General features: G+C 55.8%; 14 protein-coding genes. 11 read left to right on the top strand and 3 right to left on the bottom strand.

What is annotated here, in order from left to right:
* The first annotated feature begins 18 nt into the window (after positions 1 to 18).
* The 4 genes from HMPREF1986_RS02345 to HMPREF1986_RS02330 are packed head-to-tail and all read left to right on the top strand — an operon-like array spanning position 19 to position 5,213.
* The gene (locus tag HMPREF1986_RS02345) at positions 19 to 1,917 is read left to right on the top strand and encodes an ATP-dependent helicase (protein ID WP_021773138.1); all 1,899 of its coding nucleotides are present in this window, start codon (positions 19 to 21) and stop codon (positions 1,915 to 1,917) included.
* A 13-nt stretch (positions 1,918 to 1,930) separates the two neighbouring features.
* Complete coding sequence (locus tag HMPREF1986_RS02340; RefSeq protein ID WP_009214301.1) at positions 1,931 to 2,608, top strand: response regulator transcription factor; 678 nt, start codon at positions 1,931 to 1,933, stop codon at positions 2,606 to 2,608.
* Positions 2,609 to 4,156, top strand: a complete 1,548-nt coding sequence (locus HMPREF1986_RS02335; RefSeq protein WP_021773137.1) for a sensor histidine kinase — start codon at positions 2,609 to 2,611, stop codon at positions 4,154 to 4,156. It begins immediately after the preceding gene.
* A 37-nt stretch (positions 4,157 to 4,193) separates the two neighbouring features.
* The gene (locus HMPREF1986_RS02330; RefSeq protein WP_021773136.1) at positions 4,194 to 5,213 is read left to right on the top strand and encodes a diacylglycerol/lipid kinase family protein; all 1,020 of its coding nucleotides are present in this window, start codon (positions 4,194 to 4,196) and stop codon (positions 5,211 to 5,213) included.
* A 20-nt stretch (positions 5,214 to 5,233) separates the two neighbouring features.
* On the opposite strand, the gene HMPREF1986_RS02325 is transcribed toward HMPREF1986_RS02330, so the two are convergent.
* The gene (locus HMPREF1986_RS02325; protein WP_021773135.1) at positions 5,234 to 6,472 is read right to left on the bottom strand and encodes a hypothetical protein; all 1,239 of its coding nucleotides are present in this window, start codon (positions 6,470 to 6,472) and stop codon (positions 5,234 to 5,236) included.
* A gap of 446 nt (positions 6,473 to 6,918) precedes the next feature.
* Here HMPREF1986_RS02325 and HMPREF1986_RS02320 point away from each other — a divergent pair, with 446 nt between their 5' ends.
* The 4 genes from HMPREF1986_RS02320 (at position 6,919) to HMPREF1986_RS02305 (ending at position 10,710) form a co-directional block, all read left to right on the top strand.
* Positions 6,919 to 7,593: a Bax inhibitor-1/YccA family protein gene (locus HMPREF1986_RS02320; protein WP_036598909.1), complete on the top strand. Its 675-nt coding sequence runs from the start codon at positions 6,919 to 6,921 to the stop codon at positions 7,591 to 7,593.
* Between the two features lie 103 nt (positions 7,594 to 7,696).
* Positions 7,697 to 8,749, top strand: coding sequence for a FecCD family ABC transporter permease (locus HMPREF1986_RS02315; protein WP_021773131.1), 1,053 nt, complete (start codon positions 7,697 to 7,699; stop codon positions 8,747 to 8,749).
* A complete protein-coding gene (locus HMPREF1986_RS02310) occupies positions 8,746 to 9,531 on the top strand; it encodes an ABC transporter ATP-binding protein (protein WP_021773130.1) in 786 nt (261 codons plus the stop codon). The genes HMPREF1986_RS02315 and HMPREF1986_RS02310 overlap by 4 nt, the downstream gene beginning before the upstream one ends.
* Before the next feature lie 48 nt (positions 9,532 to 9,579).
* Positions 9,580 to 10,710, top strand: a complete 1,131-nt coding sequence (locus tag HMPREF1986_RS02305; RefSeq protein ID WP_021773129.1) for an ABC transporter substrate-binding protein — start codon at positions 9,580 to 9,582, stop codon at positions 10,708 to 10,710.
* 292 nt (positions 10,711 to 11,002) lie between these two features.
* On the opposite strand, the gene HMPREF1986_RS02300 is transcribed toward HMPREF1986_RS02305, so the two are convergent.
* Both HMPREF1986_RS02300 and HMPREF1986_RS02295 read right to left on the bottom strand, forming a co-directional pair.
* A complete protein-coding gene (locus HMPREF1986_RS02300; protein ID WP_021773128.1) occupies positions 11,003 to 11,458 on the bottom strand; it encodes a putative toxin-antitoxin system toxin component, PIN family in 456 nt (151 codons plus the stop codon).
* Positions 11,459 to 11,461: 3 nt separating this feature from the next.
* Positions 11,462 to 11,755, bottom strand: coding sequence for a type II toxin-antitoxin system RelB/DinJ family antitoxin (locus HMPREF1986_RS02295; protein WP_021773127.1), 294 nt, complete (start codon positions 11,753 to 11,755; stop codon positions 11,462 to 11,464).
* A gap of 195 nt (positions 11,756 to 11,950) precedes the next feature.
* On the opposite strand from HMPREF1986_RS02295, the gene HMPREF1986_RS02290 reads away from it, so the two are divergent.
* Genes HMPREF1986_RS02290 through yfbR form a run of 3 tightly spaced genes read left to right on the top strand, consistent with a single transcriptional unit; the run spans position 11,951 to position 14,009 of the window.
* Positions 11,951 to 12,556, top strand: a complete 606-nt coding sequence (locus tag HMPREF1986_RS02290) for a zinc ribbon domain-containing protein (RefSeq protein WP_155978750.1) — start codon at positions 11,951 to 11,953, stop codon at positions 12,554 to 12,556.
* Positions 12,553 to 13,386, top strand: a complete 834-nt coding sequence (locus HMPREF1986_RS02285) for a DNA-3-methyladenine glycosylase family protein (protein WP_021773125.1) — start codon at positions 12,553 to 12,555, stop codon at positions 13,384 to 13,386. Before HMPREF1986_RS02290 ends, HMPREF1986_RS02285 begins: the two co-directional genes overlap by 4 nt.
* Positions 13,383 to 14,009, top strand: coding sequence for a 5'-deoxynucleotidase (gene yfbR, locus HMPREF1986_RS02280; protein WP_081688418.1), 627 nt, complete (start codon positions 13,383 to 13,385; stop codon positions 14,007 to 14,009). Before HMPREF1986_RS02285 ends, yfbR begins: the two co-directional genes overlap by 4 nt.
* Positions 14,010 to 14,122 lie beyond the last annotated feature (113 nt).

Here is a 14,122-nt window from a genome sequence, read left to right as displayed (position 1 = left end):
GGGAGGGGAGGAGAAGCATTGGAGAGCCGGGGGATTTCCGAAAAGGGGGCGGAGAGCGGGAGGCGTTTGAGCCCTTCCCAGGAGAGAGCAGTCTCTCACGGGGAGGGTCCGGCCCTCGTCCTCGCCGGACCGGGCTCCGGGAAGACCCTTGTCCTGACGGAGCGGGCCGGAAGACTCCTGCAAAGCGGGGTCCCCGGGGGAGAAATCCTGATTTTAAGCTTTACGAGAGCCTCCGCGGAGGAGCTTCGGCTTCGCTTTTGCAGGAGATTTCCGAGGACCGGGAGAGAAGTGTGCTTCGGCACGCTCCACTCGGTCTTTTTCTCGATCCTGAGAAAGCGCTACGGCTTCGGGAAGCGGAATATCCTGACGGAGGGAGAGAGGCAGCGGCTTTTGGAAGAGATCCTCCGAAAGGACAAAAGGCCCTTCCCGGAGGGGGAGGAATTTCGGAGAGCGCTCCTCCTCTCCTTTTCCGAGAAGAAGCGGAGGGAGGAGAGCGGGGAAACGGACTGTGGGCAGGAGGGGCAAGGGGGAAGAGAGAAGGCGGCGGCGCTTTACTTTGGAAGCTCCTTTTCAGAAGAAGACTTCGAGAGGCTCTATCGGAGCTATCGGGAAGCGATGGAGAGGGAGCAAAAGCTCGATTTTGACGATATGATTCTCCATACTCTCTCTCTTCTTCGGAGCGAACGGGAAAGCCTTTCCTTTTGGCAGAGACGCTTTCGCTATATCCTTCTCGATGAGTTTCAGGATATCTCCGAAGCGCAGTACGAGCTGCTCCGCCTCCTCGGGGAGCCGGAACGAAATCTTTTCTTCGTGGGGGATGAGGACCAGAGCATCTACTCCTTTCGGGGCGCAAGTCCGAAAATCATGCAGCGCTTCCTCTCGGACTACCCGGACGCATCCCGCTATCTGCTCCCGGAGAATTACCGCGCAAGACGGGAGCTGGTCCGCCTCTCCCACCGACTGATCGAGAACAACCGCCTTCGCTTTGCGAAGAAGCTGAGAGCGATGCTTCCGGGGGGCGGAAAGGGAAGGGAGTATCTGTTTCCGGACACGGAGAGGGAATACCGCTTTCTCTCGGAGCTCCTCTCTAAGGAGCTTTCGGAGGGGCTTCCCGGATCGGAGATCGCGGTCCTGTACCGGAATAGACTCGTCCTCTCCTCTTTGATCCCGTTTCTCCTTCGCCGCGGGATCCCGTTTTCCCTCGGGGAGAGGACGGAGGATCCCTTCTCCCACCTCGTCACGGAGGATCTCTCCGCCTATCTCAGGCTCTCCCTTCGGAGGGGAAGCCGCGCTGACCTTCTCCGGATTCTGAACCGCCCTCCCCGCTTTCTTTCCGGAGAGGCGCTTCGGGAGGAGGGCTCCGGCCTTCCCGAGCTTCTCTCCTACTACGGGGAGAAGCCAAAGGCCCGCGAAAGGGTCCGGGAGCTTCGGACGGATCTTCAGCGGATCGCCGCCCTTCCGACGGAGGCGGCTCTTCTCTATATCCGGAAAAAGATGGGCTATGAGGCCTGGCTCCTCGGAAAAGGGCAGAGAGATCCCGCTCCCTTTTCCGAGATCCTCGGCATGCTTTCCGGGCGCGCGGAGGACTTCCCGGAAAAGGAGGACTTTCTCCGCTTCCTGCGGGAGGGACGGGAGGAGCTCCGGGGCGCCTGCCGCGGGAACGAGGGAGAGGGAATCCGCCTTATGAGCTACCACAGCGCAAAGGGGCTCGAATTCGAGATCGTGCATCTCATCGATGTGGTGGAGGGAATCGTCCCGAGCCGGAGGGCGGACGGAAGGGAGGGCCTGGAGGAGGAGAGAAGGTGCTTCTATGTCGCCCTGACCCGGGCCAAGCGGGAAGTTCACATATATGTCACAAAGGAACGCTACAGTAGAAGCGTAAGGCCGTCACGATTTTTGGAGGAGCTCACGGGCTAGGGGGGGGGAAGAGATGGAGAAGTTGAAGGTCCTTGTGGTGGACGACGAAGAGAGGATGCGGAAGCTGATCTCCGACTTCCTTAAGGCGAAGGACTTTGAGGTTCTGGAGGCTGCCGACGGGGAGGAGGCGATTGACCTCTTTTTCGAGGAGAAGGACATTTCCCTTCTGATCCTGGATGTGATGATGCCGAAGATGGACGGCTGGGCGGTGCTGAAATCGATCCGGGAGCATTCCAGAGTCCCCGTGATCATGCTGACGGCGCGCTCCGAGGAGACGGATGAGCTCAGGGGCTTTGAGTACGGGGCGGATGAGTACATCTCGAAGCCCTTCTCCCCGAAGATCCTGGTCGCCAGGGTAGAGGCGCTGCTCCGAAGATCCGGCATCCAGCAGGAGGAGACCGTCAGCGTCGGAGGGATCGAGATCGATAAGTCGGCCCATTCCGTCAGGGTCGACGGGAAGGAGCTGGAGCTTAGCTTCAAGGAGTACGAGCTTCTCCTTTATTTTGTGGAGAACCGGGGCATCGCGCTCTCCCGGGAGAAGATCCTGAACAATGTGTGGAATTACGATTACTTCGGGGACGCCCGAACGATCGATACCCATGTAAAGAAGCTCCGGGCGAAGCTTAAGAGTAAGGGGGAGTACATCAGGACCGTATGGGGCATGGGATATAAGTTTGATCCGGAGGACTAGATGAAGATCCTAAAAAGAGGCCACAGCTCGATTCAATGGCGCTTAAACAGCATGTTTTTTCTTTTGGTACTCTTTATCCTTACGGCAATGCTCGCCGCCAATACCTTTTTCCTCGGGCGCTACTATCTCCGGGAGAAGGTCCATGTGCTGGAGACGGCCTACGCCACGATCGACGGGATGCTGGAGGAGGCGGACGGTCTCGAGGAGCTTTTCCCCGCGGATGAGAATTCCCCGGATTCTCTGCAGGAAAATCGGGCGACCCGCTATATCCGAAGTCTCACGGAGACCCAGAATATCAGCGTCATCATCCTGGACACAGAGACCGACAGGACCTTTGCCTCCTCCGCAAACTCCGAGTTTCTCTCAAAGCGCCTCTCCAGCAATATCCTGGGGGCCATCAATGGGAGAAAGGGCAGGACTCTTCGCAGATTCAGCAATTATGTCATCGAACAGAGCGGGGAGAGCGGGGAGGAGACCGGCTATCTCGAGAGCTGGGGATATTTCAGCGACAATGTGAGCTGCTTTATGATGTCGATGCCGCTCTCCAGCCTCAGGGAATCCACCGCCTTCTTCAACCGCTTCCTCCTTGCGATCGGCGGCTTCGCCATCGTGCTCGGAGGGATCATCATCAGCTTTGCGAGCTGGGAGATCACAAAGCCGATCAATGCCCTCGCGAAGCTCTCGGAGAAGATGTCGAAGCTGGACTTCTCCGCGCGCTACTGCGGGGACTCGGAGGATGAGATCGGCACGCTCGGAAAGTCGATGAATATCCTCTCGGAGCGTCTGGAGAGCACGATCGCGGAGCTGAAGACCGCGAACAATGAGCTGCAGCTGGATGTGGAGAACAAGAGGAGACTTGCCCAGAAGAGGGAGGAATTCGTTGCCAATGTCTCCCATGAGCTGAAAACGCCGATCGCCCTGATCCAGGGCTATGCGGAGGGCCTGATGGACGGTCTTGCGGAGGACAAGGAGAGCCGGGACTATTACTGCACCGTGATCTCCGACGAGGCAAAGCGGATGAACCGGATGGTGCGGGAGCTCATGAATCTCTCGGCGCTGGAGCAGGGGAAGGACCTGCCGGATATCACGCTTTTCTCCCTCGCGAAGGTCGTAGACGGCATTGTCTCCTCCTCGGAGCTTTTCTTAAGACAGCAGGGCATACGGCTCGAGGTCGATATCCCGGAGGATCTCAAGGTCTGGGCGGATGAGTTCAAGATCGAGGAGGTGCTCACGAACTATCTGAACAACGCGATGCACCATGTAAAGGAGCCGAAGCAGATCAGCATCTTTACGGAGAGGGAGGGGGGAGACAGGATCTCCGTCCATGTCAGAAATACGGGAGATCCCATCCCGGAGGAGGAGCTTCCCAGGCTCTGGGAGAAGTTCTATAAGGTGGACAAGGCGCACACGAGATCCTACGGGGGCTCCGGCCTCGGGCTCAGTATCGTAAAGGCGATCGCAGAGGCGCATCATCAAAGCTGCGGGGTGAAAAATACCAGGACCGGTGTGGACTTTTGGTTTACATTGGACCGGGAGAAGGAGGATTAGCGCCGAAAGGAGAGGCCTTTCCTCGGGGGGGGAGATCATGGAGAGAAAGAAGACACTGCTTTTTATCAATGCCCGGGCGGGGATGGAGAAGGGGGGGAGCGAGAGCTACCGGATCATGGAGGCTCTCTGCCGCCAGGGCTGCGAGCTCACGGTATATCCGGTGCTCCCCGCAGTCCCCGAGCTTAGCATCGACAGCATACTTTCCGGGAATGCGGGCCGCTTCGAGCTCGTCTCCTGTGTCGGCGGGGACGGGACGCTCCATCATCTTGTAAATGCGCTGATGAAGGAGGAAGAGAGGATGCCGATTCTCTACTTCCCCTTCGGGAGCACCAATGACTTTGCGAGAAGCCTCGGGATTCCGGCCTCTGTCACAAGGAACGCGGCTTCTGTCACGAGAGGCTCCCTCTTTCCCTGTGATATCGGCTCCTTGAACGGGAAATATTTCAGCTATGTGGCGGCCTTCGGCTCCTTCACAAAGGTGAGCTATTCCACAAAGCAGGATCTTAAGAATGTCCTGGGCTACCCGGCCTATCTGCTCCACGGGCTTCAGACTCTCCCGGAGAATCTGAATTACAGCAGGAGGCTGAAAATCCTTCACGATGGAGAGGTCGAGGAGGGGGACTTTCTCTTTGGCGCAGTATCCAACACAAGCTCCATCGGGGGCTTCTCCGCCTTCGGGAGCTCTGCCCTTAAGCAAAAGCCGTCCCCCGCCCTGAATGACGGCCTCTTCGAGGTGCTTTTGATCCGCGCCCCGAAAAACATCCAGGAGCTCACGGAGATTATCGGCAGTCTGGTCTCCGCGCAGATGGATCGGGACAGTCCCTATATCCGCGCCTTTAAAAGCGCGGAGCTTTTCATCGAGAGCGAAAGGAGCATCGAGTGGACACTGGATGGGGAATACGGAGGGAAATTCCGGAGGGCGGAGATCCGAAATCACCCAAAGAGCATCCGGATTCTGCTGCCCGCGGAGAGCGGAGGCGCGGAGAAAGGCGGCGGAAAACGGAGAAGCGCGGACGGCCGGGGAAAGGGGGCAGAGCGAAAGGCGGCGCTGAATTAAATTATTATGGCGGTCTTTCCCTATGACAAATTTTCGATCACGCAGCAAATACTGTTCATAAGAGAAGAAAGAAGATCAAAGCTTTTTCCGTTTGCTTCGGTACATGCGGAAAGGGTGCACTCGCTCTTATAAGTAGATATCGCCAGTTGAAAGTACGGCACGGGTTTCGCCGCCGCGACGATAAAAGCGTCCGAAACAGAGAGCCCCTGAAACACAAGACGCGCTTCCTCTATTTTCCCTAAATTGGTATACGAAGTCAAAGGAACGGAAATTTTGGAAGGAAGCAGCTTTTTCAGGATCGGGAAGGGGAGCAGACGGTACAAAAGATGCAGTAAAATCGGCTCTTTCAGACAAAAGCTGCTGTTTTTCTGCGCGGAGATCTGCGTAGAAATCTCTTTGCAGATCTTTTCAAAGCTTTCATGCCCATGAAAGCTGATATGGCAGTAATAATTTCCTGTCAGATTACAGATTGCGCCGCCTGCGTCCGCGTTGAATCTGCGAAGATCGACCGGGCAGGGGATGCTGATTTCCTTCCAGCCGAAGAGCTGATGCAAGGTCAGAATATAGGCCGAGAGCAAAATATCATTTATGCTGGGCCTGTATCCTATTGCGCGAGAGCGATAGCACTCCAATTTCGATAAATCAATTTTTTTCGCTATCAGTTTAGGCTTTTGAGAGCCTTCATCTAAGGGCAAGTGCAGCTTCCTGTCCATAGCTTCTGTCCCTGCCCTCGAAAATAGGATTTTTGCTTTTTGCATCACGGTAAATTTACTGCTTATCTGAGAAAAACTTCTGTCCGTATTGATCCGCGTTTTTATCCTTACATCATCGTTCGAGTATAGCTCAGCCAAAAGATATAAGAGCTGTTCCAATCCCCTTCCGTCGCAAAGCAGATGACTTGCAATTACGCAGAGAGAGTCTCTTTCCTCACCGCATATCCAATAAATTTTCAGTGGCGCATCCATCCCGATTTCAAGAGAGGATAATAAGGAATCATTTTCAATCATTGAAAAATCGTGATTGGCCCTTATGCCTATCAATAAATTTTCACAGGAGATATCGCTCTCCTTCCACAGCCCCTTATTTACGTCATATTTACAGCGTAAAATAGGATAAAATGAAATTAGAGCTTTTACCGCCCCTTTCAGTTTGCTGCCCTTCAATTTTCCATTAAAACGGATGCAGCTTCTGATAAGAGGCTTTTGAACGAAGCTGTAAATGTATTGCATCAAATCAAATGCCTGTCCCTTTAATTCCATAAGACCCGTGCTTCTCCTTAAAGCCTGATACAAGATATCATAAAGTCCGCAGTATCGGCCAAAACCCTAGATGAAGTATTCCCCTGCTCCTTTTGAATGTCAAGGTCAAATTTCCGGGGAAAGCAATTTTCCGATTGACAGCTTATCCGGACTTTGCCGTGCATCTATTTTCTTCATGACTTTCTATCCGGATCTTCCGGCTGGAAATGCTTCTTCAAGGGGCAGAGCCTCTGAAGGAAATCCTGAATTTTCATAGTGCCAAATCCGGAAGACGGGGATTTGCCCCTTTTCAAGGCCGATATTTTGTACTATGATACAAGAGAAAACAGCATCTGTCTTCGGGCCCGGCCGGGAGCTCATTGTATCATCCGATAGGGTGAGAGGAGGGCCAAAGCGGCGAATCTATGAGGCAGAAACGATAAAAGGCTGGGATGAAAGGAGTTTCGATGGACGAATTCAGAAGAAACACAGAGCTTGAGGGAAGCGCCTATCAGGACGGCGAGCTCTCCCTCGGACGCTATAATATCCTGATCGGGCTCCACCTGATCTACGGCATTTTCCTGACGGCACTGATATGCTATACCATGAGCGGCATCCTCGTGAATTACTACGGGAACCACCCCTTTATATTCACGATCCTTTTCTTTGTCGTGAGCCTTGGCGGAAGCTCTCTCGCAAGGAGGGGGAGCTATCCGATCGCGCTTCTCGGCTATACGATCACGGTGCTGGGCTTTGGTTCTCTCCTTGCGACGGTACTGCCCTTCTATGCCCTTCCTTTGATCGGAGCTGCAGCGGGCATGACGCTGGTGGTGCTCCTCACCATGACGCTTGCGGCGCTCATCATGCCGAAGGCCTTTCTTTCGATGGGGCGGACGATCTTCATCGCGCTGATCGGGCTCATCGTCGCAGAGCTTTTGGCGATGCTCTTCCATGTCTATAACTACGGCCTCTTCGGCGTGCTCGGTCTCTTCCTCTTCTCCCTCTACATCGGCTACGACTGGGCGAGGGGACAGCGCTGCCCGAAGACGGCGAGCTTTGCGGTCTATACGGCGCTGAATCTCTATGTGGATGTCATCAATATCTTCGTTCGGATTCTCTCTCTCATGGGGAGAAGGCGCTGAGACGGAGAAGGCGGTTCGGGGAGCCGGGCCGCTTTTTTCGGATAAGCGAATTACTTTTAAAAGAGATTCGAATTCAAAAATAAGCCAATAAAGGGGGAAAAGTATGGGAGAGAAGGCGGAGGACGGAAGGGAGAGGAGGGGAGCGGAGGCGGGCGGAGCGCTTCTGTTTCTCCTCTTTTTCTTCGGCCTTTTATTCGCCGTCGGGATTTCCTTTCTGATCGGCCGCTATCCGGTCGGCCCGGGAACAGTGCTGCGGATGCTCCTCTTCCGTCTTTTCGGAGTGCCCGGAAACTGGAACAAGGCGGAGCTCACGGTCGTTTTGGATATTCGCCTCCCCCGCATCCTCGCCGCAATGCTGGTGGGGAGTGCGCTCGCGATCTCCGGCGCGGCCTATCAGGGCATCTTCAAAAATCCCATGGTATCCCCGGATATCCTGGGGGCGAGCGCGGGGGCGGGGATCGGAGCGGCGATCGCACTTCTCCTCGGCTTCCCCCCGGCCCTGGTTCAGATTTCGGCCTTTGCCTTTGGGATCCTCGCGGTTTTTCTCGCCTACAGCCTAAGCCGCGCCCTCGGAAAGGGAGAGGATGCGGTGCTTCTCCTCGTGCTCTGCGGCATGGTGATCTCCACACTCTGTCAGTCCGGAATTTCCTTTGTGAAATATGTCGCAGATCCCAATTCGACGCTTCCGGAAATCACCTACTGGCTGATGGGGAGCATCGCGAAGGTGAGCTACCGGGATCTTCGGACTCTCCTCCCGGCCTATGGGATCGGGCTTTTGCCCCTCCTTCTTCTTCGCTGGCGCTTAAATGTGCTCTCCCTGGGAGAGGAGGCGAAGGCGCTGGGCATCAATACCGGAAAGATCCGGCTGATCACGATCATCTCCTCTACCCTTCTCACGGCGGCGACGGTCTCCGTCGCGGGCATTGTGGGCTTTGTGGGACTCATGGTGCCGCATCTGGTCCGCTTTATCGCAGGACCGAATTACAGGAGAGTGCTTCCGCTCTCCGTCCTCGCCGGGGCCTGCTTTTTGCTTTTGACCGATGACCTCTGCCGGGGCATGCTCCCCTATGAGATCCCGCTCGGCATTTTGAGCTCGGTGATCGGCGGTCCCTTTTTCGTGCTGATCCTTTTTCAGAGGAGAGGGGGGAATTTATGAAGCTGGAGCTGCACCATGCAGACTGCGGCTATGGCAGGACGAGGATCCTGTCCGGGGCATCGATCCGTCTGCAAAGCGGAGAGATCGTCTGCTTTCTCGGACCGAATGGTGTGGGAAAGACGACACTTTTTAAGTCGATGCTCGGGCTTCTTCCGCTTCTCTCCGGAGAGGTACTTCTGGACGGAACGGATCGGAAGAGAATTTCGGACCGAAGCTTTGCGAGAAAGGTGGCCTATGTTCCGCAGTCCCACATTCCGCCCTTTCCCTTCCGCGTCATAGATATCGTCGTGATGGGAAGGAGCGCGCATCTCTCCCCGCTCGCCTCCCCCTCGAGAAGGGATTATGCGATCGCGGAGGGCATGATGGAGCGGCTTGGAATCTCCCAGCTGCGAGAGCAAAGCTATACGAGGATCAGCGGAGGGGAGCGGCAGATGGCCCTGATTGCGAGGGCACTCACGCAGGAGCCGGAGCTCATCCTGATGGATGAGCCGACCGCGAATCTGGACTACGGGAATCAGGTCAGGGTCTTAAAGGTCATACGGCAGCTTTCCGAGAGCGGGCTGGGCGTCCTTATGACCTCCCACGATCCGGATCACGCCTTTTTGCTCGCGACAAGAGCGGTGCTTCTTACAAGGGAGCGGAAGCTCCTGAAGGGAAGCGTGGATGAGGTGGTGACGGAGGAAAATCTGAGGAGAGCCTACGGGACGAGGGTCCGGATCGTCGAGGGGGAGGAGGAAGGGGAGCGGATCCGCGCCTGTGTTCCGAGCCTAAGACAGATGTAAATAAATGTAATTCTAAACAAATGTAATTTTGAAAGGAGTAAAGAAAGGATGAAAAGGAACGGGAGGATTTTTTTGCTGATCGCCGCGGCGGCGATGCTTTTCGCCTCTGCCTGCGGAAAGAGCGGAGGAGAGAGCGGAGATAAGACGAGTGCGGCGGGCACGGAAAAAGCGGGCGATGCCGCTTCGGAAAAGAGCTCGGAGAATGGGGCAGGCAGCACGGCCGCAGAGTCCGAGAAGGGCAGCCGCACGGTCACGGATATGGCCGGGAATCAGGTGACGGTGCCCGAAAAGATCGAGCGCTATGCAGATGCCTGGTATGCGCATAATGAGGTCATCTGCATGCTGGATCAGGCCAAGGGGCTGGTCGCCACTTCTCAGACAAAGAAGAAGGGGCCCTGGATGTATTATGTGCAGCCGAATATGAATAACGCCCTCTCCACCTTCGGGGATCAGTTTAATCTGGAGGAGCTCGTCGCGAAGAAGCCGGACCTTGTCTTTGACTCGAAGGAGGACTACAGGGAGCAGCTGAATGCAGTGGGGATCCCCCTTGTCAATGTGATGTTCAAAAATTATGACGAGATGAAGCGCTCCGTAAGTCTGACCGGCGAGATCCTGGGAGAGGAGCAGATGGCCTCGGATTACTGCGCCTATCTCGACGGAGTTCTCGCGGAGCTGAAGGAAAAGCTTTCCTCTCTCAGCGAGGAACAAAAGCCGAAGGTCCTCCACGGAAATTCTGTCTACAGCTTCAGCGTGGATGGCTCCGATACGATCATCGACGCCTGGATCAGCGCGGCGGGGGGAAGGAATGTGGCCTCCTCTGTAAACGGCAATATGCAGACAGTTACTCTGGAGCAGATCCTGGAATGGGACCCCGATTATATCATCACGGGAACAAGCGATGAGGTCGAGAAGATTCGGAAGGATCCGAACTGGTCCGGGCTCCGGGCCGTGCAGGAGGGAAAGGTCTATGCGAATCCGAAGGGAGTCTTTTCCTGGGACCGCTACGGCGTAGAGGAAGCGCTGCAGCTGCAGTGGGCCGCATCTCTCCTCCATCCGGATCTCTTCCAGACAGATATCAAAGCAAAGATCCGGGAGTTCTATCAGAAGTTTCTGAACTTTGATCTCACGGAGGAGCAGGCGGAGCTTATCCTCCAGGCGAAGCCGCCGGAGGAAAACTAAGGAAAGGAGGATGGATCCAGGACGCCTGTGCCATGGGCGTGTGCCTCAAAAGACACTCTCGTTCGGGGCTCCACGCAGCGGTACTAAACTCACACTTCGCTGCACTCGTGTTCGTTAAGTGCCGGCGTTCCGCACGCTTTTGCGGCATCACGCCCGTTGGCACGTGATTGTTCCGATGGAATCCGTTTCCCCGAGCGATAGACGCATCATCATGATGGTGAAGCGTTTCCAATTTCTGCGGCCGATCTGCCGTTTTGTCTGCCAAAGAGCGGGCCGTCTTTTGCCCCGGCGCTTAAGGACTCGGCTTCGCCCGGGAGGCTTCCTCTGGGAGCGACTTTCCGCCGTTCTCCAGGATCGTCAGCATTTCCCTCGGCGTCACCACATAGGGCTTCAGCGGGAAATGTTTGATGTTTCCGGTCACCAGATAAGCGTCGCTGTCTTTTCTGGCTTCCATAGTGATCGCATATAAGATCACGTCCTTCGGGTCGGGCAGGTTTTCCTCCAGCTTCTCCGGGTCAAGGAACACGCCGCGCATCCGGATCCCATCCGTCACGGTTTGGATATCCTCTTCCTTAAAGGGGAATTTCTTCCGCCGCAGCACCTCGTCGTATTCAGCCATGATCTCATCGCTGAGGAGCGGAACAATGCTTCCGACAAGGGCCTGTTCCAGCACCGCTCCGGGCACGGAATCCCAGCGAAGAAGAGCGGAGACCAGTACGTTGGTGTCTATCACTGCATAGAGCTTCATACGTTATTTCCCGCTTCTTACGGCTGCGATCTCCGCGTTGATTTCATCCAGTGTCATTTCGGCTACACCGGCTTCCTCCGCATCACTGCTCATGCGCTTCATGGCTGCGACAGCTGCCGTCGCCTTATAGTCCTCTTCCGGCAGGATCATGCTGAAGGGGATGCCGCGCACCTGCACAGAGCGAGTCAGGAACATGCGGATTGCCGTGGGCAGGTCGAGACCGAGCCGGGAATATACATCGGAAGCTTCCTTCCGAAGGGTGTCGTCTATACGAAGCTGAAGTAATCCATTTGCCATGGTTACACCTCCATTCAAATCTGCATTTGTTTGTAATGCAATCGTACCACATTCTCTGTAAGAAATCAAGTGCATTACAAAACTCTTTACGAACAAGTGTAGCAGTTCTGGCCCCGGCTTTCGGCACTTGCCAAAAGCCGCCGGAGGACGTAAGATGTTTTCGGTCCCGCGATAGGAAGGGGCGGGCGGTTCAGAGTGGAAAGGACAGAAACGATGAAATGCAGGCACTGCGGGGAGGAAATCCCGGATAAGAGTGAGTTCTGCCCCCGCTGCGGGCAGAGGATCCTTCGGATCCGGCCGAAGCAGATCTGCTCAAAATGCGGTGCGGAGGTGCCGGAGGGAGCAGATCACTGTCCGGGCTGCGGGGGAAAAGTCGTCGGAAAGAGACAAGAGGAGGAAGAGCCGGGGGAGGCTCCCGCGGCAAAAGCTCCGTTTTCGGACGCTCTCATCCCGCTTTCCCGCGCCGTTTTGCCCGGCCTGGGGGCCTGCCTTTTCTCCTTCCTCTTTTTCGCGTCGAGCGGGCGCTTTCCGCTTTCCAATGCGCTCCTTTTCTATCTGCTTCTGAGTGGCTTCTTTGCCTGGATTGACCTTCGCAGACTGGAGAGAGAGGGGATGCTTTTGGAGGAGGGAGGGGAACGCTTTTTGCTTTTCCTCCCGATCATCGGGCTTTGCAGGAGACTCCGTCTTCTCCCCTCCCCCGGCTTTTTCGACAAGGCCGCGCCGATTCTGGAGCTCCTTTTCCTAAACGGGGTCTTTTTGCCGTATTATATCCTGAGAGCGGCTCAGGGAGGACTTTCTTGAGAAGGGTTGAGACAGAGGAGGAGCTCTCGCTGGATAAGATCATAGAAAGCGGACAATGCTTCCGCCCGCTCTGCCTTTCTTCCGGACTGTACCGTTTTATTAAGGGAAGGGAAATCTTATATATTCGCCCGGAGCGAGGGGAGAGAGAATTTCGGGTTTCCTGTTCCAGGGAGAAGTGGGAGAGGATCTGGGCGGAGTACTTCGACCTTAGGAGAAGCTACCGAAAGCTTCTTCAGGGGATTCCGGAGGAGGACAGTTATCTTAGGAGGGCGGAGGCCTTCGGGAGGGGAATCCGGGTTCTTCGCCAGGATCCCTTTGAGGTGCTGATCTCCTTTATTATTTCCCAGAGGAAGTCCATTCCCGCGATCCGGGGCTGCATCGAGAAGCTGTCCGCTTGCTGCGGGAGGAGCGTGAGAACTCCTTATGAGGAGGAGCCGGTCTTTCTCTTCCCTTCGCCGGAGAGCATCGCCGCCCTCTCCGAGGAGGAGCTTCGGAAGCTGGGGCTTGGCTACCGGGCTCCCTATCTAAGGGACGCCGCCGAGAGAACTCTCCGGGGAGAGCTCTCGGTGGAGAGGCTCTCGGCGCTTCCCACGGAGAGACTTTGCGAGGAGCTCCTCCGCACCAGGGGCGTCGGACGAAAGGTTGCGGACTGCGTTCTCCTCTTTGGCTATGGGAGGACGGAGAGAGCGCCGATCGATGTCTGGATCCGCCGGACGATTGAGGAACGCTACTTGGGTGAGGATCCTTTTCCATCTCTTCCGGAGCCCGGGATTTTGCAGCAGTATCTTTTTTATTACGCGATTTTTCACAGGGAGGAGTTTGGAAGGTGAACTGTCATTTCTTTGCGACCCTGTCCCGGATGCGGTATATCGAGCGCTGGGCACTTATGAGAAACAGCTGCCCGGAAAACCTGAGTGAGCACAGTCTGGAGACCGCGATGATCGCCCACTGCCTCTGCGAGATCGGAAATCTTCGCTACGGCAGAAGTCTGAGCGGGGAGAGGGCGGCCCTCCTGGCTCTCTATCATGATGTCCCGGAGATCATCACCGGCGATATGCCGACTCCCGTGAAATATTCCGGAGAGGAGATGCAGAAGGCCTATCGGGAGCTGGAGAAGGGGGCGGCGGAACGCCTGCTCTCTCTCCTTCCGGAGGACCTGCGCCCGCGCTATGAGGAGCTCTTCTTTCCCGATCCAAAGTCCTACCTTCTCCGGCTTGTGAAGGCGGCGGACAAGCTCTCCGCCTATATCAAATGCCTCTCTGAGGAGCAGGCCGGGAACCGGGAGTTTCGAAGCGCGAAAAAATCCACGGAGCGGATTCTTCGGTCCCTTTCCGCAGAGCTCCCGGAGCTCTCCGACTTCATGCGCGATTTTCTCCCCTCCTACGGGAGGACTCTGGACGAGCTCATAGGAGAAGAGGATGGAGAGGAAATGCCGGCCGATCACAAGATCTAGTGAGGGAGAGAACTGTATTCTGTGCTTCAGGCTCTTAAAGATTATTCGGGGAAAAAGAGAGGAAAAAAGAAAAGAAAAATAAAGAAAAGCATTGACAGAAGAGGGGAGAGGAT

It is taken from the genome of Oribacterium sp. oral taxon 078 str. F0263 (assembly GCF_000469565.1).
Lineage (GTDB): Bacteria > Bacillota > Clostridia > Lachnospirales > Lachnospiraceae > Oribacterium.
The sequence above is the reverse complement of the archived record's forward strand: the minus strand, read 5'-3'. Positions and strand labels throughout refer to the sequence as shown.

Excerpts from the sequence above, each read along its gene's own strand:
- HMPREF1986_RS02335 (WP_021773137.1), top strand. The coding sequence starts at position 2,609 with ATGAAGATCCTAAAAAGAGGCCACAGCTCGATTCAATGGCGCTTAAAC.
- HMPREF1986_RS02330 (WP_021773136.1), top strand. The coding sequence starts at position 4,194 with ATGGAGAGAAAGAAGACACTGCTTTTTATCAATGCCCGGGCGGGGATG.
- HMPREF1986_RS02310 (WP_021773130.1), top strand. The coding sequence starts at position 8,746 with ATGAAGCTGGAGCTGCACCATGCAGACTGCGGCTATGGCAGGACGAGG.
- HMPREF1986_RS02305 (WP_021773129.1), top strand. The coding sequence starts at position 9,580 with ATGAAAAGGAACGGGAGGATTTTTTTGCTGATCGCCGCGGCGGCGATG.
- HMPREF1986_RS02295 (WP_021773127.1), bottom strand. The coding sequence starts at position 11,755 with ATGGCAAATGGATTACTTCAGCTTCGTATAGACGACACCCTTCGGAAG.
- HMPREF1986_RS02325 (WP_021773135.1), bottom strand. The coding sequence starts at position 6,472 with ATGGAATTAAAGGGACAGGCATTTGATTTGATGCAATACATTTACAGC.
- HMPREF1986_RS02300 (WP_021773128.1), bottom strand. The coding sequence starts at position 11,458 with ATGAAGCTCTATGCAGTGATAGACACCAACGTACTGGTCTCCGCTCTT.
- HMPREF1986_RS02320 (WP_036598909.1), top strand. The coding sequence starts at position 6,919 with ATGGACGAATTCAGAAGAAACACAGAGCTTGAGGGAAGCGCCTATCAG.
- HMPREF1986_RS02340 (WP_009214301.1), top strand. The coding sequence starts at position 1,931 with ATGGAGAAGTTGAAGGTCCTTGTGGTGGACGACGAAGAGAGGATGCGG.
- HMPREF1986_RS02315 (WP_021773131.1), top strand. The coding sequence starts at position 7,697 with ATGGGAGAGAAGGCGGAGGACGGAAGGGAGAGGAGGGGAGCGGAGGCG.